The organism is Stenotrophomonas sp. RIT309 (assembly GCF_000632045.1).
Lineage (GTDB): Bacteria > Pseudomonadota > Gammaproteobacteria > Xanthomonadales > Xanthomonadaceae > Stenotrophomonas > Stenotrophomonas indicatrix.
This window is the reverse complement of the sequence record NZ_JFYS01000034.1, coordinates 132,591-156,855: the sequence shown is the minus strand read 5'-3', so window position 1 is coordinate 156,855 and position 24,265 is coordinate 132,591. Positions and strand designations below refer to the sequence as shown.

21 protein-coding genes are annotated in these 24,265 nt (G+C 66.8%); 13 read left to right on the top strand and 8 right to left on the bottom strand.

Annotated elements, in window-relative coordinates:
- Window positions 1-7: 7 nt before the first annotated feature.
- The 4 genes from BW38_RS04675 to BW38_RS04690 all read right to left on the bottom strand — a co-directional run bounded on the left by BW38_RS04675 (window position 8) and on the right by BW38_RS04690 (window position 4,657).
- Entirely contained in the window at window positions 8-466 is a 459-nt protein-coding gene (locus BW38_RS04675) for a cell wall hydrolase (protein WP_025878087.1), read from the bottom strand.
- 299 nt (window positions 467-765) lie between these two features.
- Window positions 766-2,796 carry an NADPH-dependent 2,4-dienoyl-CoA reductase gene (locus BW38_RS04680; RefSeq protein WP_032977427.1) on the bottom strand — a complete coding sequence of 677 codons (2,031 nt, stop codon included), beginning with the start codon at window positions 2,794-2,796 and terminating at the stop codon, window positions 766-768.
- A gap of 106 nt (window positions 2,797-2,902) precedes the next feature.
- Window positions 2,903-3,532: a membrane protein gene (locus BW38_RS04685; RefSeq protein WP_032977425.1), complete on the bottom strand. Its 630-nt coding sequence runs from the start codon at window positions 3,530-3,532 to the stop codon at window positions 2,903-2,905.
- Between the two features lie 105 nt (window positions 3,533-3,637).
- On the bottom strand, window positions 3,638-4,657 hold the full coding sequence (locus BW38_RS04690) for a zinc-binding alcohol dehydrogenase family protein (RefSeq protein ID WP_032977423.1): 1,020 nt from the start codon (window positions 4,655-4,657) through the stop codon (window positions 3,638-3,640).
- A gap of 358 nt (window positions 4,658-5,015) precedes the next feature.
- Here BW38_RS04690 and BW38_RS04695 point away from each other — a divergent pair, with 358 nt between their 5' ends.
- The 4 genes from BW38_RS04695 (at window position 5,016) to BW38_RS04710 (ending at window position 8,081) form a co-directional block, all read left to right on the top strand.
- Window positions 5,016-6,104, top strand: coding sequence for an OmpA family protein (locus BW38_RS04695; protein ID WP_032977421.1), 1,089 nt, complete (start codon window positions 5,016-5,018; stop codon window positions 6,102-6,104).
- Between the two features lie 217 nt (window positions 6,105-6,321).
- Entirely contained in the window at window positions 6,322-6,828 is a 507-nt protein-coding gene (locus tag BW38_RS04700; RefSeq protein ID WP_025878093.1) for a hypothetical protein, read from the top strand.
- Between the two features lie 20 nt (window positions 6,829-6,848).
- Window positions 6,849-7,658, top strand: a complete 810-nt coding sequence (locus BW38_RS04705) for a pseudouridine synthase (protein ID WP_032977419.1) — start codon at window positions 6,849-6,851, stop codon at window positions 7,656-7,658.
- Between the two features lie 84 nt (window positions 7,659-7,742).
- Window positions 7,743-8,081 carry a hypothetical protein gene (locus BW38_RS04710; protein WP_032977417.1) on the top strand — a complete coding sequence of 113 codons (339 nt, stop codon included), beginning with the start codon at window positions 7,743-7,745 and terminating at the stop codon, window positions 8,079-8,081.
- Between the two features lie 123 nt (window positions 8,082-8,204).
- Here BW38_RS04710 and kbl read toward each other — a convergent pair whose 3' ends face one another.
- On the bottom strand, window positions 8,205-9,410 hold the full coding sequence (kbl, locus tag BW38_RS04715; protein ID WP_032977415.1) for a glycine C-acetyltransferase: 1,206 nt from the start codon (window positions 9,408-9,410) through the stop codon (window positions 8,205-8,207).
- A 211-nt stretch (window positions 9,411-9,621) separates the two neighbouring features.
- On the opposite strand from kbl, the gene BW38_RS04720 reads away from it, so the two are divergent.
- Window positions 9,622-10,314, top strand: a complete 693-nt coding sequence (locus BW38_RS04720) for a TorF family putative porin (RefSeq protein WP_032977413.1) — start codon at window positions 9,622-9,624, stop codon at window positions 10,312-10,314.
- A 185-nt stretch (window positions 10,315-10,499) separates the two neighbouring features.
- Here the strand turns inward: BW38_RS04720 and tdh are convergent, their stop codons facing one another.
- Window positions 10,500-11,522, bottom strand: coding sequence for an L-threonine 3-dehydrogenase (gene tdh, locus BW38_RS04725; protein ID WP_032952044.1), 1,023 nt, complete (start codon window positions 11,520-11,522; stop codon window positions 10,500-10,502).
- A gap of 289 nt (window positions 11,523-11,811) precedes the next feature.
- Here tdh and BW38_RS04730 point away from each other — a divergent pair, with 289 nt between their 5' ends.
- The 7 genes from BW38_RS04730 (at window position 11,812) to BW38_RS04760 (ending at window position 20,409) form a co-directional block, all read left to right on the top strand.
- Window positions 11,812-13,974: a S46 family peptidase gene (locus tag BW38_RS04730; protein WP_032977412.1), complete on the top strand. Its 2,163-nt coding sequence runs from the start codon at window positions 11,812-11,814 to the stop codon at window positions 13,972-13,974.
- Window positions 13,975-14,173: 199 nt separating this feature from the next.
- Window positions 14,174-14,818, top strand: a complete 645-nt coding sequence (locus tag BW38_RS04735; protein WP_025878100.1) for a histidine phosphatase family protein — start codon at window positions 14,174-14,176, stop codon at window positions 14,816-14,818.
- Window positions 14,819-14,860: 42 nt separating this feature from the next.
- Entirely contained in the window at window positions 14,861-16,132 is a 1,272-nt protein-coding gene (folC, locus tag BW38_RS04740) for a bifunctional tetrahydrofolate synthase/dihydrofolate synthase (protein ID WP_032977410.1), read from the top strand.
- Between the two features lie 81 nt (window positions 16,133-16,213).
- Entirely contained in the window at window positions 16,214-17,251 is a 1,038-nt protein-coding gene (locus tag BW38_RS04745; RefSeq protein WP_032977408.1) for an SPOR domain-containing protein, read from the top strand.
- Between the two features lie 46 nt (window positions 17,252-17,297).
- Window positions 17,298-18,077, top strand: a complete 780-nt coding sequence (locus tag BW38_RS04750) for a CvpA family protein (RefSeq protein ID WP_025878103.1) — start codon at window positions 17,298-17,300, stop codon at window positions 18,075-18,077.
- 30 nt (window positions 18,078-18,107) lie between these two features.
- Window positions 18,108-19,574: an amidophosphoribosyltransferase gene (gene purF, locus BW38_RS04755; RefSeq protein WP_025878104.1), complete on the top strand. Its 1,467-nt coding sequence runs from the start codon at window positions 18,108-18,110 to the stop codon at window positions 19,572-19,574.
- A gap of 10 nt (window positions 19,575-19,584) precedes the next feature.
- The gene (locus tag BW38_RS04760) at window positions 19,585-20,409 is read left to right on the top strand and encodes a ferritin-like domain-containing protein (protein WP_032977403.1); all 825 of its coding nucleotides are present in this window, start codon (window positions 19,585-19,587) and stop codon (window positions 20,407-20,409) included.
- A gap of 74 nt (window positions 20,410-20,483) precedes the next feature.
- Here the strand turns inward: BW38_RS04760 and BW38_RS04765 are convergent, their stop codons facing one another.
- On the bottom strand, window positions 20,484-21,950 hold the full coding sequence (locus BW38_RS04765) for a DUF2235 domain-containing protein (protein WP_032977504.1): 1,467 nt from the start codon (window positions 21,948-21,950) through the stop codon (window positions 20,484-20,486).
- Between the two features lie 226 nt (window positions 21,951-22,176).
- Between BW38_RS04765 and BW38_RS04770 the strand changes: the two genes are divergently transcribed.
- Complete coding sequence (locus BW38_RS04770; protein WP_025878107.1) at window positions 22,177-23,430, top strand: zinc-dependent metalloprotease; 1,254 nt, start codon at window positions 22,177-22,179, stop codon at window positions 23,428-23,430.
- A gap of 87 nt (window positions 23,431-23,517) precedes the next feature.
- Here BW38_RS04770 and lpxH read toward each other — a convergent pair whose 3' ends face one another.
- Window positions 23,518-24,264, bottom strand: coding sequence for a UDP-2,3-diacylglucosamine diphosphatase (lpxH, locus tag BW38_RS04775; RefSeq protein WP_032977402.1), 747 nt, complete (start codon window positions 24,262-24,264; stop codon window positions 23,518-23,520).
- Window position 24,265: the final 1 nt, after the last annotated feature.

The following is a 24,265-nucleotide window of genomic DNA, read 5'->3' as shown; positions in this document are numbered from 1 at the left end:
CGGATCGTTACGACTGCCGGGGCTTGAGGTTCTGCACTTTGTAGAAGGTGTGATCGCCGATGGTGGCCACCTGGTAGGCGTTGCGCCAGTTCGGGCTGGCGATGGCCAGCGCAGCGAAGTGGCTGGCGCCAGGCACGATCTCGCGGCGCTCGCCGGCTGGCAGCGCCCAGTTGCGCTCGGCGTCGAAGGCCACGTCCATCGCCTCACTCCACGCCGCATCGTTGCCCAGCTGGGTGCCGGGGGAGACGATGGTGGGGGCGAACTGCTTGCGCGCGGTCACCACCTGGCACATCGAGTCGCCCCACAGGCCACTGTCGAGGCGACGCAGGGCGACTTCGGCCACGGCCTGCTGGCCACGCAGGGTCTGGTCGCGGGCTTCCAGGTAAACGGTGGTGCTCAAACACAATGAATCAGCGGCCGGCTGCGGCAGCAACTGCGACAGCCAGAGAATCCAGGCCAGTTTCATATAACTCCTTGCTCCGTGTGGGACGCACCTGGCGGTTCCGGCAGCGCAGGCTGCTGGAGGCGGGGTACGACTTGGCGTCATGGGGAGGCGGCCATCGGGGCTGCCCCGTGGGCGGCCCCAAGAACACGATCGTGGATCGATCGGCGGGGGCCGCACCGGCTCACCGGAAACTGGCTGGTGAGCAGAAAGTCGGCGCAAGGTAGGGGGGCATTGCCGAACGCATCCTGAATCGTCCGGCTTGACATTCAGCTTGGGGGCCGGTGACGGAAATCACATTCCGGCCCCCATTCAGGTGTTCATCAGAGCGCGGCGGCGAGCCGGCTGCCCTGATCGATCGCACGTTTCGCATCGAGTTCGGCGGCCACGTCTGCACCACCGATCAGGTGTGGGGCGATGCCTGCAGCCTGCAGTTCGGCCTGCAGCGCGCGCTGCGGTTCCTGGCCGGCACAGATCACCACGTGGTCGACCGGCAGCAGCTGTTCGCTGCCGTCCACGCGGATGCGCAGGCCCGCATCGTCCACGCCCAGGTACTCGACACCACCCAGCATGCGCACGCCCTTGGCCTTCAGCGTGGCGCGGTGGATCCAGCCGGTGGTCTTGCCCAGGCGTGCACCGGGCTTGCCGGCACTTCGCTGCAGCAGCCACAGCCTGCGCGGCGACGCCTCCACGGCCGGGCGGGCCAGTGCACCGCGGGCCTCGAAGGTGGCATCCACGCCCCATTCGGCCATCCAGCGTTGCGGGTCCAGCGATGGCGAGGGGCCGTCATGGGCAAGGAACTCGCCGACATCGAAGCCGATGCCACCGGCGCCGATGATGGCGGCGCTGGCACCCACCTCGACCCGGCCCAGCAGCACGTCCAGGTAGTTGACCACCTTGGCGTGGTCGGCACCGGGGAAGTCGACCTTGCGCGGCAGGATGCCGGTGGCCAGTACGACCTCGTCGAAGCCGGCCAGGCTGGCCGCGTCGGCACGGGTGCCCAGGCGCAGCTGCACGCCGGTCTCGCCCAGCTTGTGGCGGAAGTAGCGCAGGGTCTCGTGGAACTCTTCCTTGCCGGGAATGCGCTTGGCCACGTTGAACTGGCCACCGATCTCCTCGCTGGCGTCGAACAGGGTGACCTGGTGGCCGCGTTCGGCAGCGACCGTAGCGCAGGCCAGGCCGGCCGGGCCGGCGCCGACCACGGCCACCCGCTTCGGTGCGGTGGTCGGGGTGTAGACCAGCTCGGTCTCGTGGGCGGCACGCGGGTTGACCAGGCAACTGGCCAGCTTGTTTTCGAACACGTGGTCCAGGCAGGCCTGGTTGCAGGCGATGCAGGTGTTGATGGCTTCGGCGCGGCCGGCGCGGGCCTTGTTCGGCCACTGCGGGTCGGCCAGCAGCGGACGGGCCAGCGACACCATGTCGGCACCGCCATCGGCGAGGATGCGTTCGGCGACCTCGGGCATGTTGATGCGGTTGGTCGCCACCAGCGGCAATGACACATGCGGCTTGAGCTTGGCGGTGACCGCGGCGAATGCGCCACGCGGTACCGACGTGGCAATGGTCGGAATGCGCGCTTCATGCCAGCCGATGCCGGAATTGAGGATCGTCGCACCGGCGGCCTCGATGGCCTGGGCCTGCTGCACGATCTCTTCCCAGTTGCTGCCGTCTTCGACCAGGTCGACCAGCGACAGGCGGTAGATGATGATGAAATCCGGGCCGCAGGCTTCGCGGATGCGGCGCACGATCTCCACCGCGAAGCGCATGCGCTGTGCGGCATCACCGCCCCAGCGATCGTTGCGCTTGTTGGTGCGCGGGGCGATGAACTCGTTGATGAGGTAACCCTCCGAGCCCATCACTTCCGCGCCGTCGTAGCCGGCTTCGCGGGCCAGCTTCGCGCTGCGTGCATAGTCGGCGATGTGCCGCTCGACGCCGCTGGCCGACAAGGCGCGCGGGGTGAACGGATTGATCGGCGCCTTCAGCTTCGACGGCGCTACCGACAGCGGGTGATAGGCGTAGCGCCCGGCATGCAGCAGCTGCAGGCAGATCTTCGCGCCGTGCTGGTGCGCGGCGGCGGTCAACTGCCGATGCGGGCGCACTTCCCAAGGCCAGGACAGCTTGCCGCCGAAAGGCTTGAGCCAGCCGACCACGTTCGGCGCGAAACCACCGGTGACGATCAGGCCGACGCCACCCTCGGCGCGCTCTGCGAAGTAGGCGGCCAGGCGCGGGAAGTCGCGTGCGCGGTCCTCCAGGCCGGTATGCATCGAGCCCATCAGCACCCGGTTGCGCAGCTGGGTGAAGCCCAGGTCCAGCGGGGAGAACAGGTGGGGGTAGGCGCTTTCGTTGGCTGGCGACATGTCGATACGCTTGCGTACGGAAGCGCGAAGGGTGCCGCGAAACGGCTCCCGGGGCAAGGGCTGCCTCGCTCGGTAGCGCCGGGCCATGCCCGGCCTACCGGTCAGCTCAGGGCGATTGCGGTTGCCGGCCAGCGGCCGGCACTACTGGTGTGCGGCCGATCCCGAACCAGCCAAGTGTGACCCCGCACAACGGTCCGATCAGCAACGCGAAGGCGAGCGTGCCGACGCCGACATTGCCGCCCAGCCACCACCCCAGCAGCAGCACGCTGCCTTCGATCAGGCTGCGCACCTTCCAGATCGGCCAGCCGGTGCGCGCGTGCAGTCCGGTCATCAGGCCATCGCGCGGGCCAGGGCCGAGCTTGGCGCCGATGTACAGGCCGGTGGCCAGCGCCACCAGCAGCATGCCGGCGCAGAACATCGCCACCTGCCAGCCGAGGCCGACGGCCGGGGGCAGCAGCCACAGTCCGAACTGGGCCGAAGGGCCGATCAGCATCACGTTGAGCACGGTACCGACACCTGGCTTCTGCCGCAGCGGCCACCACAGCAGCAGCACCAGCGCGCCGATCACGTTGGTGGCCAGGCCGAACGACAACGGGGTCTGTGCAGCAATGCCCTGCGACAGCACATCCCACGGCGCGACACCGATCGCGGCGCGGATCATCAGCGAGGCGCCGAAGCCGTAGAGGAACAGGCCGATGATCAGTTGCAGCAGGCGCAGGGGCAGGGCGGAGGGCATGACGGGCTCGGGGGAGGGGGGTCTGTTTCCACCCTATCCCCGAAACAGGCCGTTCAATAGATACAGATGCCGGCCAATCCACTGCGACAGGCTGTGGGCGGTGAATCAGTCGTCCCAGCCGGCCAGCGCCAGCTTGCCGATGGTGCGGCCGCCGGCCAGACGCTGATGCGTGGCATCCAGGTTGGCCGCATTGATCGGGCCCAGCACTTCGCTCAGCGTGCCGCGCAACTGGCCCGCGTCGATCATGCTGGCGGCGCGGTTGAGGATGCGGTGCTGCTCAATGCGGTCGGCGGTCGCAAAGCGCGCGCGGGCGAACATGAATTCCCAATGGATGCCGATGCACTTGGCCTTGTAGGGATCGCCGATGCGCAGCGGGCCGCGGGGTTCCACGATCAGGCCTACATGTCCCTGTGGTGCCAGCAGCTGGCCCAGTTCGTCCCAGTAGTGATCGGTGTCGGCCAGGTTGAGTGCAACCTGCACTTCGTCGACGCCAAGCGCCTGCAGCTGCGGCAACAGGGGCTGGCGATGGTCGATGACATGCTGGGCGCCCATCCGCCGGCACCAGTCGATCGAGGCTTCACGCGAGGCGGTGGCAATGACCTCAAACCCCGCGTGGTGGGCCAGCTGGATCGCCATCGAGCCGACTCCGCCGGCACCACCGATCACCAGCAGGCGCTGGCCGGCGTGGCGGCGATCATCAAGCTGCAGGGGCATGCGCTGGAACAGCAGTTCCCAGGCAGTAAGGGTGGTCAGCGGCAGTGCGGCCGCTTCGGCGAAATCGAGGGTGGTCGGTTTGCGTGCCACCAGCCGCTCATCCACCAGCTGATACTGTGCATTGCAGCCAGGGCGGGTGACATCTCCTGCGTAGTAGACCTCGTCACCGGAGGCGAACAGGCTGGCCTCCTCGCCCATCGCTTCGACCACCCCTGCCGCGTCCCAGCCGAGAATGCGCGGGGTATCCAGCGACGCGGCCGACGTGGCTGCACGCAGCTTCCCGTCGACGGGATTGACGGAAAGTGCTTCGACGCGGATCAGCAGGTCACGGCCACGTGGCGGCTGCGGCGGTGGCAGCACCAGATCGCGCAGGGCAGGGGCGGAGTCACGGCACAGGGCGACGGCTTTCATTGCAGCTCCAGCTCGGTTCCTGTCTGCATCATAAGGTTCCTCACCTCGATGGGCGCGCGCTGAATCGCTTTGTGACAATCAGCGTCAAAACTGTCGCATCTGGCTCTTAAACCCTTCCAAACCCTTGTGGTGTGTGGGTCTTGCGGATTTTCATCATCCTGTATAGGGTTTCAACGTCGGGCCGGTAGCCGGTCGCGCACGACGCTTCACATGTTACGGGACTGTTAACATGACCTTCACCCGCCTGAGCATAATGTTCGCGGCGGTGGCGTGCTGAATCGGCTGTCTGAACATCGACGCAGTAGTGCTGGCCCATGCCTCTACCGGTTTCATACCCCCGAAATAGGAGCTGTACTCAATGAACAAGAAGATCCTTACTGCCGCGCTGCTGGGCGGTCTGGCTTTCGCCCAGGCTGCGTCGGCGCAGGAGTTCGATGACCGCTGGTACCTGACCGGTTCGGCCGGCTTCAACTTCCAGGACAACGACCGCCTGACCAACGACGCTCCGTTCGTGACCCTGGGTCTGGGCAAGTTCATCAGCCCGAACTGGTCGCTGGATGGTGAGCTGAACTACCAGAACCCGAACTTCGACGCCAACCAGGACAAGAACTGGTCGCAGTACGGCGTGTCGTTCGATCTGCGTCGCCACTTCATCAAGGAAGGCCGCGGCTGGAACCCCTACATCGTGGGCGGCCTGGGCTACCAGAAGTCGGAAGAAGAGTACAACCCGATCGCCGGTGGCCTGGCTGACCGCAAGGACGGCAACCTGGCTGCCAAGCTCGGCGTCGGCCTGCAGACCACCTTCGACAAGCGCGTTGCTGTCCGCGCCGAAGTGGCCTACCGCGCTGACTTCGACGACCAGAGCATCGCCGCGCGCGACGAAAGCTGGTTCGGCGACGTGCTGGCTTCGGTCGGCGTCGTGATCCCGCTGGGCCCGGCCCCGGTGGCTGCTGCTCCGGCTCCGGCTCCGGTTGCCCCGAGCTGCGCCGACCTGGATGACGACGGTGACGGCGTCAACAACTGCGACGACAAGTGCCCGAACTCGCAGCCGGGTCAGACCATCGGTCCGGACGGTTGCCCGGTGCCGGTCTCGATCGACCTGAAGGGCGTGAACTTCGACTTCGACAAGTCGAACCTGCGTCCGGACGCTGTGGCCATCCTGAGCGAAGCCACCGAGATCCTGAAGCGTTACCCGGATCTGCGCGTTGAAGTTGCCGGTCACACCGACTCGAAGGGTACCGACGCTTACAACCAGAAGCTGTCGGAGCGTCGTGCTACCGCGGTGTACAACTACCTGACCAAGAACGGCGTCGACGCTGGCCGTCTGGCCGGTCCGATCGGCTACGGCGAGAGCCGTCCGATTGCGCCGAACACCAACCCGGATGGTTCGGACAATCCGGAAGGTCGCGCCAAGAACCGTCGTACCGAGCTGAACGTCCAGAACTAAGTTCTGACGCTCTGCCAGTAAGACACAGCAGGACCCGGCTTCGGCCGGGTCTTGTTGTTTGTGCGGTCCGCAATGATGAATCAGCGCTGGAATGGTGACCGTTCGTCGGCAATTTGCTTATTAAACCAATGAGTTGCCGTATTCATTGAAAGTGCCGCTTGAAAGATGACGCGGCATTGCTAAACTCGCCGCGTCACTTCCTTTCGTGGATGCCCTCATGCTGCGCTCTGCATCGGCTGCCGTTCTGGCGCTGGCCCTGGTTCCTGCTGCTCACGCTGCGGTCGATTGCTCGGTCAACACCAGCGCCTCGCCGCTGCCGTTGCCGGCCACGGCCGTCGCCCCGGTGGCCGACGAGCTGTACATCCGCAGCAGCCAGCTGGGCATGTCCAGCGGCGTGCTGGGCAGCAGCTACGATCCGTCGCAGTCGCTGGACCAGGTGCTGCAGCGCTTGCGCATCGATGGCTGCCAGAACATCGCCAAGGCGATTCCGAGCGCGCCGGCGGTGAAGCCGAATGATCCGGCCGCGTACAAGCCGCAGACCGAGTTCGACAACACGCCGTGGCGCTTTGACATGAGCCAGAACGGCAAGCGCATGACCGCCGAAGAGTTCGACGCCTGGATGAAGGCGCGCGGCGTACGCGTGGTCAAGGCGCGTCCGGTTCCGGCAGCCACCCCGGCCGCAGCCGAAGTGCCGGCTGAGACCAAGCCGGTCGACAAGAAGTAAGCGCGGCGGGGAGCAGAGGCTTGCGCACGCGCCGCCCACCTGCCGCCCCCGCTGCCCGCTCCCACGCTGCGCGTGGGCGTGCGAATCCCCCTGCGGTTTCCGCTGGTGTGCGCCATGGCCTGGCGCGCGTGCTGTCCAAGGCGGGTGTGTGCTCGCGCAGCGAGGCCGCGCGCTGGATCGCCGATGGCCGCGTTCGTGTCGCCGGGCGCATCGTCCGTGATCCGGAATTCCCCATTGCCAGCCCGGCGCCGCCGATCGAGGTCGACGGCCAGCCGATGGGCGCACCGCAACGCCTGTACGTGATGCTCAACAAGCCGCGCGGAGTGGTCACCACCGTGCAGGATGAGCGTGGCCGCGACACGGTATACCGCTGCTTCGATGGTGCCGGCCTGCCGTGGATCGCGCCGGTCGGTCGCCTGGACAAGGCCAGTGAAGGCCTGTTGCTGTTCAGCAATGATCCGCAGTGGGCTGCGCGCCTGACTGATCCGGAGACCGGCCCGCACAAGACCTACCACGTGCAGGTGGATCGCCTGCCCGACGAGGACACCCTGGCCGCGCTGCGCGCCGGTGTCGAAGACGAGGGCGAGTTCCTGCTTGCCCTGGCCGTGCGCGTGCTGCGCAGCGGCGACAAGACCGCCTGGCTGGAGGTGGTCCTCGAGGAGGGCCGCAACCGCCATATCCGTCGCCTGCTGGCGGCCTTCGACCTGCAGGTGCTGCGCCTGGTCCGCGTTGCGATCGGAGAGCTCACGCTCGGCGATCTCGGCAAGGGCCAGTGGCGGGCGCTGGAGGTCAGCGACCAGCAGCGGCTGGGGGCCGCTGCACCGGGCTGAGTGATGCCCACGGCCGGCGCTCGCCGGCCACCGTTCCAGGCGTAGGGGGCGCCTGGTTGTCGAATGTCCAGAACGGAGCCTGCCATGTATCACCCGACCCTCAAGCAAACCCTGCGCTGCGCCAGCCTGTTGTTGCCGATCGTGCTGTTGACGGCCTGCGGCGGCCACAAGAAGACGGCCAAGGCCGATCGCCCCGCCGAAACCCCGGTGGTTGAAGTGAAGACCCCGGAGCTGGATGGCCGCGGCAGCTATCGCTTCATGATGAGCAACGGCGACCAGAAGATGACCGCCGACCAGTTCGATGCCTGGATGAAGGCCAATGGCATCCGCGTTGCCAAGGGCAACGGGCAGGATGCTGTCGCCAAGCCGGTGGTGGTCGCCAGCAAGGACGAGCCCAAGGACAAGAAGAAAAAGAAGAAATAAGGCCTGGCAGGTGCCGACCTTGGTCGGCACGCCCTGATGGGTAGCGCCGGGCCCGTGCCCGGCGAGCGCATGGCGCGGCTATCGGGAAACCGCCGGGCATGGCCCGGCGTTATCCGTGGATGATCAGCCCTTGATCACGCCCAGCTCGACACCGATGCGGGTGAATGCATCGATCGCGCGGTCCAGGTGCTCGCGGCTGTGCGCGGCGCTGATCTGGGTGCGGATGCGGGCCTGGCCCTTGGGCACCACCGGGAAGAAGAAGCCGATCGCATAGATGCCTTCTTCCAGCAGCCGCTCGGCGAATTTCTGCGCCAGCGGTGCGTCGTACAGCATCACCGGGCTGATCGGATGCACGCCGGGCTTCACGTCGAAGCCGGCAGCGGTCATCTTCTCGCGGAAGTAGGTGGTGTTGGCGGCCAGGGTGCTGCGCAGGTCATCGGCCGCGGCCAGCATCTCGAACGCCTTGATGCCGGCGGCGACCACGTGCGGCGGCAGCGAGTTGGAGAACAGGTACGGGCGCGAGCGCTGGCGCAGCAGCTCGATCACTTCGGCGCTGGCGCAGGTGAAGCCACCCAGCGCGCCGCCCATGGCCTTGCCCAGGGTGCCGGTGATGATGTCGATCTTCTCCAGCACGCCCTTGACCTCGGCCGAGCCGCGGCCCGACGCGCCGAGGAAGCCGGTGGCATGGCATTCGTCGATGTGGACCAGCGCGTTGTACTTCTTCGCCAGCGCGGTGATTTCGTCCAGCGGCGCGATGAAGCCGTCCATCGAGAACACGCCGTCGGTGGTGATCAGCTTGGTCTTGCAGCCGGCCGCATCGGCGGCCTGCAGCTGCGCTTCCAGATCGGCCATGTCGCAGTTGGCGTAGCGGAAGCGCTTGGCCTTGCACAGGCGCACGCCGTCGATGATCGAGGCATGGTTCAGTGCATCGGAAATGATCGCGTCGTTCTCGCCCAGCAGCGGTTCGAACAGGCCGCCGTTGGCGTCGAAGCAGGCCGCGTACAGGATGGTGTCCTGCTTGCCGAAGAAGTCGGCGATCTGCTTCTCCAGCTGCTTGTGCAGGTCCTGGGTGCCGCAGATGAAGCGCACCGATGCCATGCCGAAACCGTGGCTGTCCAGCGCGTCCTTCGCGGCCTGGATCAGGTCAGGATGGTCGGCCAGGCCAAGGTAGTTGTTGGCACAGAAGTTCAGCACCTTGCGGCCGTCCTCCAGGGTGATCTCGGCGGACTGCGGGCTGGTGATGATCCGCTCGGACTTGAACAGGCCCTGGGCGCGGATGGCGTCCAGTTCCTCAGCATAGTGGCGGGTCAGGGCGGAGGAGTCGGTCATGGCGTGGGCACGGCTCAGCACGGGAACCCGCTGATTCTACCGGGCATCGACGGCTGCGGACCGGGCCGGATGGGGCACCGCCATGGCCGGCACATGTTGCATCGCAATAGCAAACGGGTTAAAAATTCGTGAACCGGGGCTGTCTGGCTCCGGTTGCTGCGCCCGCTGCAGATCCCCGCCTTCCACGCCACCGACCCCACCGGAGACGCTCATGAAGCACGCCCGTGCCTGCCTCGCCATTGCCGCCGCCCTGACCCTCGCGCCGTTCGCCGCCAGCGCCCAGGACAACGAATCTCCGTACAGCTGGAACGTCACCGCCGTCTCGGACTACCTGTTCCGTGGTGTGTCGCAGACCGATGAGGATCCGACCCTGCAGGCCGGCTTCACCTACACCAGCCCGGTTGGCCTGTATGCCGGTGTCTGGGGTTCGGGCGTGGACTTCGGTCCGGGCGATCCGAAGACCGAGGTCGACTACCTTATCGGCTACGGCGTGGACGTGACCGAGCGCGTCAACTTCGACGTGCTGTTGAACCGTTACACCTACCTCAAGGCCAGCCACCAGAACTACAACGAGCTGATCACCACCACCACGCTGGACGACACCTACAAGCTGACGGTGGCCTACAGCAACGATGTGTGGAACAGCAGCACCGACGGCTGGTACTTCGGCCTGGGTGGCAGCTGGGGCCTGCCGAAGGACTTCACGCTCAACGCCAACGTCGGCCGCAGCACCTTCGAGGACGGTATCGCCAAGGACTACACCGACTGGAACGTCGGCGTCGCCCGCCAGTTCGGCCTGTTCAATGTCGGCCTGGGTTACTACGGCACCGATGGCAACGGCCGCGACAACTCCGGCAAGCTGGCCCACAGCCGGGTGATGCTGAGCGTGGCCGTAGGCAAGTAACGCCGCAGGCGTTACGGTAGGTGCCTGGCTTGCCTGGCACGCTTCACGAAAAAGGCGCCCAATGGGCGCCTTTTTCGATTCCGCAGCGTTCTTGATCCCATCTGGGGGAGAGCCCCCTTGTTGTTCAAGGGGGCGCGCCGACGGCGCGGGGATAAGGAAACCTGCGGGGGAATTGACCCGAAGGGTCAATTCCAGCTGAGGACCACCTTGCCGGCCTTGCCTTCTTCCATCAGGTCGAAGCCCTTCTGGAAGTCGTCGATCGGCAGCTGGTGGGTCATCACCTTGCCGAGCGGGAAGCCGGACAGCACCAGCTGGGTCATCTTGTACCAGGTCTCGTACATCTTGCGGCCGTAGATGCCCTGCACGGTCAGGCCCTTGAAGATGATCTTGTCCCAGTCGCAGCCGGCGCCCTTGGGCATGATGCCGAGCATGGCGATCTTGCCGCCGTGGTACATGCAGTCGAGCATGTCGTTGAACGCGCGCGGGTTGCCGCTCATTTCCAGGCCCACGTCGAAGCCCTCCATGTGCAGTTCCTTCATCACGTCCTTCAGCGACGTGTTGGCGACGTTGACCACGCGGGTGGCGCCCATGTCGGCGGCCAGCTTCAGGCGGAAGTCGTTGACGTCGGTCACCACCACGTTGCGTGCACCGATGTGCTTGCAGATGCCCGCCGCGATGATGCCGATCGGGCCGGCGCCGGTGATCAGCACGTCTTCGCCGATCACGTTGAATTCCAGCGCGCAGTGCGCGGCATTGCCGTACGGGTCGAAGAAGGCGGCCAGCTCGGAGGGGATCTGGTCGGGAATCGGCCACAGGTTGCTGGCCGGCATCACCATGTATTCGGCGAACGCGCCGTTGACGTTGACGCCGATGCCGACGGTGTTCGGGCACAGGTGCGGACGACCGCCGCGGCAGTTGCGGCAGTGGCCGCAGACGATGTGGCCTTCGGCCGACACGCGCTGGCCGATCTCGTAGCCGGTCACGCCCGGGCCGATCTCTGCGATGCGGCCGACGAACTCATGGCCGATGGTCAGGCCCGGCTTGATCGTGCGCTGGCTCCATTCGTCCCACAGGTAGATATGCAGGTCGGTGCCGCAGATCGCGGTCTTTTCCAGCTTGATCAGGACCTGGTTGGGGCCCGGGGTCGGCACCGGAACCTCTTCCATCCAGATGCCCTTGGCCGCTTCGCGCTTGACCAGGGCCTTCATCGTTTGCTGCGCCATCGGGGTGGAACTCATCAGGGGGAAAGCGCGGATTATAGGGCGCCACGCGGAATTCCCATGCTGCGCTGCGGGCGCAGCGGTGGAACGAAAGCTGTGCGCAGGCGGGCGTTTCGAACAGTGCCACTGCGTTCGCCGGGCATGGCCCGGCGCTACCGGCAAATCGTGCGGGTAGCGCCGGGGCATGGCCGGCGGGCCGGGGTCCATGACTTCCGGGGTTCGGGCCGGGGCAGGGCGGCGGGCTACAATCGAGGGTTCCACTACCAGGGGCCGCTCCATGCGCTCGAACCTGCTTGCATTCTCCGTCGTCGCCAGCCTTGGGCTGGTCCAGGTCGCCCATGCCGCTGAAGGCATGTGGGTGCCGCAGCAGCTGCCGGAAATCGCCGGCCCGCTGCAGAAGGCCGGCCTCAAGCTGTCCCCGGAACAGCTGGCCAACCTGACCGGTGACCCGATGGGGGCGGTGGTCGCGCTGGGCGGCTGCACCGCCAGCTTCGTCTCCCCGCAGGGCCTGGTGGTCACCAACCATCACTGTGCCTACGGTGCGATCCAGCTGAACTCGACCGCACAGAAGAACCTGATCAAGGACGGCTTCAACGCGCCCAAGCTCAGCGATGAACTGAGTGCCGGCCCGAACGCCCGCGTGTTCGTGCTCGACCAGATCACCGACGTCACCGCCCAGGCCAAGGCGGCCATCGCCGGCGCCGGCAAGGACCCGCTGGCCCGCAGCCGTGCGCTGGACGCTTTCGACAAGGCCCAGGTCGCCGCGTGTGAAGCCGATGCCGGCTTCCGCTGCCGCCTGTATTCGTTCTCCGGCGGCAACACCTACCGCCTGTTCCGCAACCTGGAAATCAAGGACGTGCGCCTGGTCTATGCACCTCCGGGCAGCGTCGGCAAGTTCGGCGGTGACGTCGACAACTGGATGTGGCCGCGCCACACCGGTGATTTCTCGTTCTACCGTGCCTACGTCGGCAGGGACGGCAAGCCGGCGGCGTTCTCGGCCGACAACGTGCCCTACCAGCCCAAGCACTTCCTGAAGTTCGCCGATACGCCGCTGGGCGCCGACGACTTCGTGATGGTGGCCGGCTACCCGGGCCGCACCAACCGCTACGCGCTGGCCGGCGAGTTCAACGAGACCGCCAGCTTCACCTACCCGACCATCGCGCGCCACTACAACGCGGTGCTGAAGATGATCGCCGACGCCGGCAAGGCCGACGCCGACGTCAAGGTGAAGTACGCCGCCACCGCGGCCAGCATGAACAACGTGGCCAAGAACTACCTGGGCCAGCTGGAAGGCTTCAAGCGCATCGATGCCGCCGGCCAGAAGCAGGCCGAAGAAGCGGCGGTGCTGGCCTGGCTGAAGAAGCAGGGCGCTGCCGGCAAGCCGGCACTGGCTGCACACGCGCAGCTGCTGCAGCACCTGGATACCAGCAAGTCGACGCGCGAGCGCGACCTGTTCGTCGGCCAGTTCAACAACACCTCCGCGGTGGGCGTGGCCATCACCCTGTACCGCCTGTCGATCGAGCGCAGCAAGCCCGACGCCGAGCGCGAAGCGGGTTACCAGGACCGCGACCTGACCACCATCGAGGGCAGCCTGAAGCAGATGGATCGCCGCTACGTGGCGAAGATGGACCAGCAGCTGCAGACCTACTGGCTGGACCAGTACGTGGCCCTGCCAGCCGCCCAGCGCGACAACGAGGTGCTGAACACGTGGTTGGCCGGCAGCGATGCCACTGCGGTGAAGTCGCTGGTGACCAAGCTGGGCGGCACCGGACTGGGCAGCCTGGACAACCGCCTGAAGTGGTTCAAGGCCGATCGCGCTGCGTTTGAAGCCAGCAATGATCCGGCCATCCAGTACGCGGTGGCCGTCATGCCGGCGCTGCTGAAGCAGGAAGAGCAGAAGAAGATCCGCGAGGGCGAATCGCTGACCGCTCGTCCGCTGTACCTGCAGGCCGTGGCCGACTACAAGAAGAGCCAGGGCGAGTTCGTCTATCCCGATGCCAACCTGTCGCTGCGCATCACCTTCGGCAACGTGATGGGCTATGGCAAGGACGGCGTGAAGTACACCCCGTTCACCACCCTGGAAGGTGTGGCGGCGAAGGAAACCGGTGAGGATCCGTTCGACTCGCCGAAGGCACTGCTCGATGCGGTCAAGGCCAAGCGTTACGGCGGTCTGGAAGACAAGCGGATCGGTTCGGTACCGGTGAACTTCCTGTCCAACCTGGACATCACCGGCGGCAACTCCGGTTCGCCGGTGCTCGATGCCAACGGCAAGCTGGTCGGCCTGGCCTTCGACGGCAACTGGGAATCGGTCAGTTCCAACTGGGTGTTCGACCCGGTGATGACCCGCATGATCGCCGTCGACAGCCGCTACATGCAGTGGATCATGCAGGAAGTGGCGCCGGCGCCGCAGCTGCTGAAGGAACTGAACCTGGCGAAATAAACCGGTTGCGGTAGTGCCGGCCGCTGGCCGGCAACCTCGACCAGATAGCCGGAGTTTCTGAAACCCCGCGACGTCTGTCGCGGGGTTTTTTCATGCCCCGACCGGCCGGGTCCGCCGAACAGGTATCATCCCTGTTCCGCGCACTTCACAGGATGTGAACAATGCGCCGGAACTCCTCCCCCAAGGACCCCTTGTTCGCATGCGCATCCTGCTTGCCCGTCACGGCGAAACGCCGTGGAACGCCGAAGGCCGCTACCAAGGCCAGATCGACATCCCGCTTTCGCCCATCGGTGAGGCCCAGGCCCAGGCGCTTGGCGCCCGCCTGGCTTCGGTGGACATCACCCGCGCGGTGGCCTCGCCGCTGTCACGCGCCCAACGCACCGCGCAACTGGCCCTGGGTGCTGCACGCGCCGACATGCTGCTGACCGAGCCGGAGCTGCAGGAAATCGCCCACGGTGAGTGGGAAGGCCTGCTGGCCAGCGAAATCAACGAAAAAGACCCGTCGCGCCTGCAGGCGTGGCGCAATGAACCGGACACCGTGCTGATGCCCGGTGGCGAATCGCTGCGCCTGGTGCTGGAGCGCAGCTGGCGCGGCCTGGCCCGAGCCGCCGAAGGCCTTGGCGAACACGACACCCTGCTGGTGGTCGCCCACGATGCAGTCAACCGGGTGATCCTGTGCAAGGTGCTGGGCCTGCCGTTGTCGCGGCTGTGGACCTTCCGCCAGGCACCGACCACGCTCAACCTGCTTGAAGGCGCCGACCTGGACAGCCTGGAAGTGGTGCGCCTGAACGACTGCGCCCACCACACGCCGTTCTTCGGTGAAGCCAAGCACCGCGCACTCTGAATCTTCTGCCCTGAACCACCTGCACCTGTTGGAAGCCTTGCCGTGAAGAACACCCCGACCACTCTGGCCGAATGGCTGGACTACATTGAACGCCAGCATCCAGCCAGCATCGACATGGGACTGGAGCGCGTGCGCACCGTGGCCACCGCGATGGGCCTGGGCACGCCGGCCAGGCACACCATCGTGGTCGGTGGTACCAACGGCAAGGGTTCCACCGTCGCCTTCATCGAGGCCATCGCGCGTGCTGCGGGCTGGAAGGTCGGCGCGTACACCTCGCCGCACCTGCTGCGCTACAACGAGCGCGTGCGCATCGATGGCCAGGATGTCGATGACGCCGCACTGGTGGCCGCGTTCAACACGGTCGAGGCAGCGCGCGGTGATGTGACGCTGACCTACTTCGAGTACGGAACGCTGGCCGCGCTGCAGTTGTTTGCCGATGCCGATCTTGATCTGGCCGTGCTGGAAGTGGGCCTCGGTGGCCGCCTGGATGCGGTCAACATCGTCGACGCCGACGTGGCGGTGATCACCACCGTGGACATCGATCACGCCGAATGGCTGGGCGAGGACCGCGAGGCCATCGGTGCCGAGAAGGCCGGCATCATCCGCGGCTGGAAGCCGGTGATCCTGGGCGAGACCGATCCGCCGTCGAGCGTGCTGGCGCGCGCCTACCTGGTGGGTGCCAATGCGATCCGCGGCGGCAGCGACTATTTCTACGAACCGATCGACGCGCAGCGTTGGCGCTGGCGCGATGTCGGCACCCGCCTGGAACTGCCGACGCCGACGCTGGCCGGGCCGATCCAGCTGGCCAACGCCGGTGCGGCGATCGCGGCGCTGCGCGCGCTGGACCGGCCGGTGCCGCGCGCGGCATGGGCCGCAGGCGTGGCAGCGGCGCGCATCGCCGGGCGCCTGCAGGCGTTCGAGCGCGATGGCGTGCAGGTTCGCGTCGATGTCGGCCACAACCCGCAGGCAGCCGGTCAGCTGGCCCGCGCGCTGAAGGCCGAAGCATCGCCCGGGCGCACCCTGGCGGTGTACGCCGCGCTGCAGGACAAGGACGCCGTGGGCGTGGTGCAGGCGCTGCAGGAGGTAGTGGGCGACTGGACGCTGGCCGGGTTGGATGGCGCGCGTGGGCAGAGTGCGGGGGAACTGCAGGCACGGCTGGCCGCTACCGCGGCAGCAACTGCGGCGCTGGCCGGCACGGTCGAACAGGCGCTGGCGCAGGTGCTGGCCCGCGCCGAGCGCGGCGACCGGGTGCTGGTATTCGGTTCCTTCCATACCGCCGCCGCTGCGCTGCAATGGCTGCAGGCCCACGCCTGACCGCCGTTCAGCCATTACCGACGCCGTGCGGTCGCGCACCCGTATAATCGACCGCAACGTCCAGCCTGCCGCCTGCCCTACGTGGATACGCCCCTGAAACAGCGTCTGATTGGTGCCATCGTCCTGGTGGCCTTGGCCGTCATTTTCCTGCCGATGCTCGTCAAGGGCCCGGCCCCGGACAGCGGTGTCGCTTCTGTGCCGATCGCCGCGCCCGATGCGCCGGCCGATGGCCAGTTTGAAACCCGTGAACTGCCGCTGGTAGCACCGGCCGGTGGCGCCACCGGGTTGCAGAGTGGCCAGGCCCGCCCCGTCGAGGAGGCCGCCGCCCCGGCGGCACCGCCGACCGTGGACACCTCGCCAGCCGTCGCCGCAGGTAATTACGCGGTGACCTTCGGCGCCTACGGCAGCCAGGGCGACGCCGATGCGGTGATCGCCTACCTCAAGCGTTCGCAGCTTCCGGGCTTCATCGAGACCGCATCGATCAACGGTCGCCCGGCCTGGCGCGTTCGCGTTGGGCCGTATGCCGACCGTGCCCAGGCCGAAGCGGCCCGGCTGCAGGCGGTGAAGGTGCGTGCCGACGTGAAGGCAGAAGTCATCACGCTCGATGCGAAGCCCTCGACCAGCGCACCGGTGGCAAGCACGCCGACGCCCGCGCCGAGCGCCAGTACTCCCGTCGCGGCGGCCACGCCGTCGGCGACCGGCAACCCGGTGCGCAGTGAAAGCCTGCCGCCGAGTACGCCGACCGCAGCAGCGCCGCCGGCCGCCAAGCCGGAGCCGGTCAAGCCGGTGGCCAAGCCGGAACCGAAGCCCGAGCCCAAGCCGGAAGCGACCGCCAGCAAGCCGGCCACGCCGCCGAGCACGCCGGCCGCACCGGCCGCCAGCGGAGTGGGTTTTGCCGTACAGCTCGGCGCATTCGGCCAGGCCAACGATGCCAACGCCCTGCGCGACAAGGTGCGCGCGGCAGGCTTCAGCGCCTTCGTCGAGCAGGTGCGTACCGAAAAGGGCAGCCTGCACCGTGTCCGTGTCGGGCCGGTCGCCAACCGCGCCGACGCTGAACAGTTGAAGGCGCAGGTCGCCGCCAAGGTCGGCGTGGCCGGCATGGTGCGACCGCACCCATGACCTGTACGCAGCCCCGTTGCCAGCGCCGCCGAAGGAGCGGGGCGCCATGATCGACGTGGTGCTGCTGATCGTGATCGCCGCCTCCACCCTGCTTGGGTTGCTGCGCGGCTTCGTGGGCATCGTCATCGGCACCGTATCGTGGCTGGTGGCCGCCTGGGCGGCCTTCGCCTTCGGCAATGACGCCGCACGCTGGTGGGCCGCACCGGCTGCGCCCGGCGGCGAGCATTTCATCGGCGGCTACCTCAGCGTCGGCATCGGCGTGATGGTCGTGGTCGCCGTGATCGGCATGGTCATCAAGGCCATCGTCCACCGCAACATGCTGGGCAGCCTGGACCGCCTGCTGGGCGGGGTCCTCGGTGCCGTGCGTGGCGGGCTGATCGCCGCCGTGCTGCTGTTGCTGGCCGGCTTCACCCCGCTTACCGCCGAACCCTCCTGGCGCGGCTCGGCGCTGCGCCCGGTGCTGAACCCGGCCGTGGCCTGGATGAACAGCAAGCTGCCGCAGTGGCAGGTGCCGGGCACCGACCTGCTGCCCAAGGCCTTGCCGATGGACGCGCTGTCCCCATCTGCGTTGATGGAGCTGGGCAAGAGCGCCGGCGCCGGAGTGGGCAAGCCGGGGGCGACAGGCGATAATGGCGTACTCGGTCAGATAGTGGCGGGCAGCGGATGGCTGCGGCCTGCGAAGGCGGAACAGGGCGAGGCATACGATCCGGCCGAAGTGCGCCCGGACGCCCCAGCACTACCGGGCAGCATCGAGCCGGACGACCCGGCCAATGTCGACCGCAGACGCGGCGACAACTCTGGCCAGGCACGGCCACCTTCCTTGTAACTGGGCACAGCCCAGCGGAGACCTCGCATCATGTGTGGCATCGTCGGAATCGTCGGCAACCAGAACGTCGCCGGGCAGTTGTATGACGGCTTGACCGTCCTCCAGCATCGCGGCCAGGACGCGGCGGGCATCGCCACCGTCAACGGCAGCCGCCTGCGGGTGCAGAAGGCCACCGGCCTGGTCCGCGATGTGTTCGATGCACGCACCATGTCCACCCTGGAAGGCAGCGTCGGCATCGCCCATGTGCGCTATCCGACCGCCGGTTCGGAAGGCATGGACGAGGCACAGCCGTTCTACGTCAATTCGCCGTACGGCATCGCGCTGGCCCACAACGGCAACCTGATCAACACCGAGGACCTGCGCCAGCAGGTGTTCGAGCAGGACCGCCGCAACGTCAATACCGATTCGGACAGCGAAGTGCTGTTGAACGTGTTCGCCTACGAACTGGAACAGCAGCGCCAGCTCAGCCCGGAAGCCGCCATCCGCGCGGTTGCCGGCGTGCACCGCCGCTGCAAGGGCGGCTATGCGGTGGTCAGCGTGGTGCTGGGCCTGGGCCTGGTCGCTTTCCGCGATCCGCATGGCATCCGCCCGCTGGTGCTGGGCAAGCGCAGTCATGCCGAGGGTGACGAATACATTGTTGCCTCCGAGTCGGCCGCGCTGGACGTGCTGGGCTTCCAGCGCGTGCGTGACGTGCAGCCGGGCGAAGCACTGGTGATCACCGCGCGCGGCGAGTTGTTCTCGGAAATCTGCGCCGAGCCGGCCGAACACACCCCGTGCATCTTCGAGTACGTGTATTTCGCACGCCCCGATTCGATGATCGACAACGTGTCGGTGCACAAGGCGCGCATGCGCATGGGCATCAAGCTGGGCGAGAAGATCCTGCGCCTGCGCCCGGACCACGACATCGACACCATCATCCCGATCCCGGACACCTCGCGCGATGCCGCGCTGGAGATCTCCAACGTACTCGGGGTGAAGTACCGCGAAGGCTTCATCAAGAACCGTTACATCGGCCGCACGTTCATCATGCCGGGCCAGGGCGAACGGGTGAAGTCGGTGCGCCGCAAGCTCAACCCGATCCACCTGGAATTCCGCAACCGCGTGGTGCTGCTGGTGGACGACTCGATCGTGCGCGGCACCACCAGCCAGCAGATCGTGCAGATGGCGCGTGACGCCGGCGCGCGCAAGGTCTACCTGGCCAGCGCCGCGCCGCCGGTGCGTTACCCCAACATCTACGGCATCGACATGCCGGCCGCTGAAGAGCTGGTCGCGCACAACCGCAGCATCGAGGAAATCGAAGCGCACCTGGGCTGTGACTGGCTGATCTACCAGGACATCGAAGACATGGAAGCGGCGGTGAGCGAGGGCAATCCGGCGCTGCGCAACTTCGATTCCTCGTGCTTCAACGGCCATTACCCGACGGGCATCGAGCCGGGCTACTTCGAACGCATCCAGCAGCTGCGTTCGGACGACGCCAAGCACAAGCGCCGCGCCTGAGGTCCATGCGGTGATCGACGTGCCTGACGTCGGCGGCAATCTGCTGCGCGCCGCGCAGCAGTGCCTGGCCGAAGCCGATCCGCTGCGCAAGGTCGCACTGACCCAGGCCTACGCCGCCGCGTTCCGCGCCGGCCGCTTGAACGTACCGGCCGATGCACCGCCGGCCGATCCGATCCGCATGCCGGGCCGGCCGCCGCAGCTGGTGATGGTGCATCCGCGTGAAGTGCCCCGGCGCGGCCTGGGCGGGGTGGAAGGGCGTGCGGCGTTCATCCATGCCATCGCCCATATCGAGCTCAATGCGATCGACCTGGCCTGGGACGCGGTGTACCGCTTCCGCGGTCTGCCGGCGGCGTTCCATGCCGACTGGGTGAGCTGCGCCGACGACGAATCGCGCCACTTCATGCTGCTGCGCGAGCGCCTGCTGGCACATGGCCATGAGTACGCCGATTTCCCGGCGCACAACGGCCTGTGGGAAATGTGCGAGAAGACCGCGCACGACGGCCTGGCGCGCATGGCGCTGGTGCCGCGCGTGCTGGAAGCGCGCGGGCTGGACGTGACGCCGGGCATGATCGACAAGCTGCGCAACGTCGGCGATGGCGAAACCGCCGACGTGCTGGAGGTGATCCTGCGCGAGGAGGTTGCACATGTTGCCGCCGGATCGCGCTGGTTCCGCTGGTACTGCGAGCGCGCCGGCGTCGAGCCACGAGCGCGTTTCAAGGAACTGCTGGTCGAGTATGCCGGTGGCTACCTGCATGGGCCGTTCAATATCGAGGCACGCCTGCTGGCGGGGTTCGATGCAGATGAGCTCGCCAACCTGGTCGAACAGGCGGGTTGAAGGAAAAGGGGACAGAGGGAATCAAGTCGTTTGTGCCACAAACGACTTGATTCCCTCTGTCCCCTTTTTGGTTCTCATGCGTTCGGCAACACCTGGCGTCTGCCATCCACCGTCGGCCGGTTGATGTAGAACAGCCCCGGCCCGGGGCGATACGGCAGCTCGCTGACACCGGCGTCGGCGGTGTAGGTCAGGGCGGTATCGCCCAGCGCATCGAAATTCCAGTGTGCGGACTGCATCAGGTAACGGCGGCGCAGCAACGCTTCCTGCGTCGGGGTCAACGGCTGGCCGGCAATCAGGCGGCGCGCGATCGGCTGCAGCGCGCCGGGCAGTTCCCAACCCGCCACCTTGGCCGCGTCGGTAGTCCAGGTCACGCCGGCATCGATGGCGTGCTGCTGCATCACCTGCAGCGCAACCAGCTGGTAGCGCCAATCGATGCGCCGGTGCAGCACCACCGCAGCGGTGACGTACAGCACCGGCGACATCAGCACGCTGCGGCTGCCCGCGCGTCGCTGCTGCTGCCACTGGTGCCAGACATCGACCCACACTTCCTTCGGGCTCAACCCCAGCTGCTGCCGCCAGCGTTCGGCGTCGGCCTGTGCTTCAGCGTACGCGGTGGTCGCCTGCAGCAGTGCCAGGGGCGGTGTCTGGTAGTCCTCCACGCCAGGCCGCCGCAGTTGCTGCCGACGCGGCCGGCTGAGCAGCTTGGGCCCTTCTTCCACCTGGTCGTAGCCACCACCGATGTTGGCGTGCACGCCGGGCAGTGCGATTTCGCGATGGGCTGGTGCCACCGTGGTCAGCGCATAGTGCTGGCGATGCTCGTCGCGCGCACTGAGCTGCAGCACGGCCTCGGCGATGCCTGCGGGCAGGGCGATGCGGGGGTGTTCGTCGGCGCGGCCGCCGTTGACGGCGACCACCGTGTCGAACAGGCCGATGAAGCGCAATATCGGTCGTGGCAGGGCGAAATCGGCGCTGCATGAAAGCCCCGCCTGCTGCAGCAGCTGTCGCCAGCGCGCGCCGTCCCATCCGCGCAGATGATTGGCCACATCACGCGCGGAGGCCGCGCCGCGCGAGTAGCCGAACAGATCCAGCTGCACGCTGTGCAGGGGCGCGCGCCACTGCGACGCAAGAGCCGTCAGTGCCGCCGGCAACAGCACCTGCAACGCACGCTGCACCTTCGCCTGCACGCCACTGGCGCCGATACCGAAGGCCAGGCCGATCAGGTCGTCCTCGGCATCATCGCGGGTGCCGACGCCTTCCACGTAGATCGCCAGCGAAGGTGTACTGCCGGGCGTGCGCCGGCTGTCCGGATACAACTGATGCAGGCGCGCGATGTTGGTGGCGCCGTTGTCATAGCTGCTGGTCAAACGACTCTGGTAGGTCGAATCATCATCGGCGCGGAGCAGGGCGGGGCGCGGTCGCGGCACCTGCCGGTGGCCCTGCGCCAGGTTGTGTGCGTTGTTGCGGGTGCCATCGAAGAACAGGCCGATCCGCAGCAGGCCCGGATCAGCCGTCGTGTCACCGTTGTGCTGCGCTGGCGCCATGTGCATCCCCTGTCGTGGCCACGTCACGGTAGCGCGAAAGCCGTGTGTTGGCGAAGTGTACTGACGCTTTTGACCTGACTGAACGCAGATGCGGTCGATCACAGATCGCGATTTCCATTCCTCTCGTCTATTGAATTCACACGCCCTGCGCAGGCCTGATGGCCGGACCCGGCACCCCGGGTCGTGCTGCATCAACGCTGTCCACTTCACTTCAAGGAGCGACAAGATGATGTCCAGATCGATAGGTAAAGCGACAGGTGGTCTGTTGTTGGGATTGTCGGTAGCGGCGGCCGCCCATGCGGCGCCGCTGTTCGAGCCGGTCACCGTGCTCAGCCGTGCATCGGCCACCAGCGAGCCGGCACTGGGGCGATTGCTGGCCACCCCGTCCACCGCCGCCGTACAGGAAGTGCGTGTCGATGCTGCCGCCACCGCGCAGCCGCAGCTGGAATTCGAGCTGCTCGGGCAGAAGGTGCAGGCCGTTCGCAGCAAGGTCGAGGCGCTGCCCGATGGTGGCAGCATCTGGTACGGCCAGTTGCGCGCGCCGTCCGATCGCCTGCAGGCGGCCACGTCCAATGGCCAGGACGATCCGGGCAATTCGCTGATCCTGGTGCGCTCGGGCAATACCCTCACCGGCTCGATCCGCAAGGACGGCAAACTCTATCGTCTGCGTCCGCTGGGCAATCGCCACGTGCTGGTCGAGGTGGATGAATCGCGGATGCCGGCCGATCATCCGGCCGACTACAACCAGTTGCCGAAGATCGCCATGCCTGCCAATGATCGCCTCGGCACTGCGCAGGCCTCCTCAGGCAGCCCGGCGACCATCCGCGTGCTGGTGGTGGCAACCAATGCTGCAGTGACCGCCTACGGTGGCAACATGCAGTCGCTGGTGCAGTTGGCGGTTGCCGAATCCAACCAGGGTTACACCAACAGCAACGTAGGCCTCACCCTGCAGCTGGCCGGTTATGAAACCACCAACTACACCGAGTCCGGCAATTTCACCACCGACCTGTCGCGCTTCCGTGGCACCAGCGACGGCTACATGGACAGCATCCACACCAGCCGCAACAACACCGCCGCCGACGTCGGCGTACTGCTGATCAACAACACCAGTTACTGCGGACTGGCGTCGGGCATCGGTTCCACCGCATCGACCGCGTTTGCTGCGGTGTACTGGGATTGCGCCACCGGCTATTACTCGTTCGCCCATGAAATCGGCCACCTGCAGAGCGCACGGCACGACATCGCCAGTGATCCGAGCACGTCGCCGTATGCCTATGGCCATGGCTATCGTTATGAGCCGGCCAGCGGATCGCGCTGGCGCACGATCATGGCCTATGACTGCTCGGCCGGCTGCCCGCGGCTGAACTACTGGTCCAATCCGAACATCAGCTACAACGGCGTGCCGATGGGCATCGCCAGCAGTGCCGACAACCAGCGCGTGCTGGTCAATACCAAGGCCACCATCGCGGCCTTCCGCTGAGTCCAGGCGCCGACCAGGGTCGGCGTCTACCAGGGCGCGTGCACCTGCTCTGGTAGATGCCAACCTTGGTTGGCATCCTGCGATCCATCATGCGCGGCTGAGCGTATCCAGGGTCCAGCCGTTGGCATCCACGCGCAGCACCGAACCCTGTTCGTACCAATCGCCCAGCACGATGCGGGTGCAGCTGCGTCCGCCGGCCTGCAGGGTGTGGATCGCCGGGCGATGGGTGTGGCCATGGATCATCGTGTCCACGCCGTGGCGCACGTAAGTGGCTTCCACTTCGGCCGGGGCCACGTCGGTGACGGTTTCGAACTGCGCACGGTCGCCCTGCTTCATTTCCGACTGGCGCGCCTGGCTGGCATCACGCGCCTTCTGCGCGAAGGCGATACGCGCTTCCAGCGGCTGCGACAGGAACTGCGCCTGGAAGACCGGGTCGCGGGTCTGGGCACGGAACTGCTGGTAGGGGATGTCATCGGTGCACAGCAGGTCACCGTGCTGCAGCAGCACCGGGCGGCCGTACAGCTCGATCATGCACGGGTCCGGCAGGATGCGCAGGCCGGCGCGGCGGGCATAGTCTTCGCCCAACAGGAAGTCACGGTTGCCGCGGATGAAGAAGACCGGCACGCCGCTGTCGGACAGTACCTTCAGCGCATCGGCCACCGCGTCGGCTGCGGTCGAGGGGGTGTCATCGCCGATCCAGGCTTCGAACAGATCGCCGAGGATGTACAGCGCATCGGCGCCAGGCGCTTCCTCGCGCAGGAAGCGCAGGAACAGGTCGGTGATGGCCGGACGGCTGGGGTCCAGATGCAGATCGGAGATGAACAGCGTGGTCATG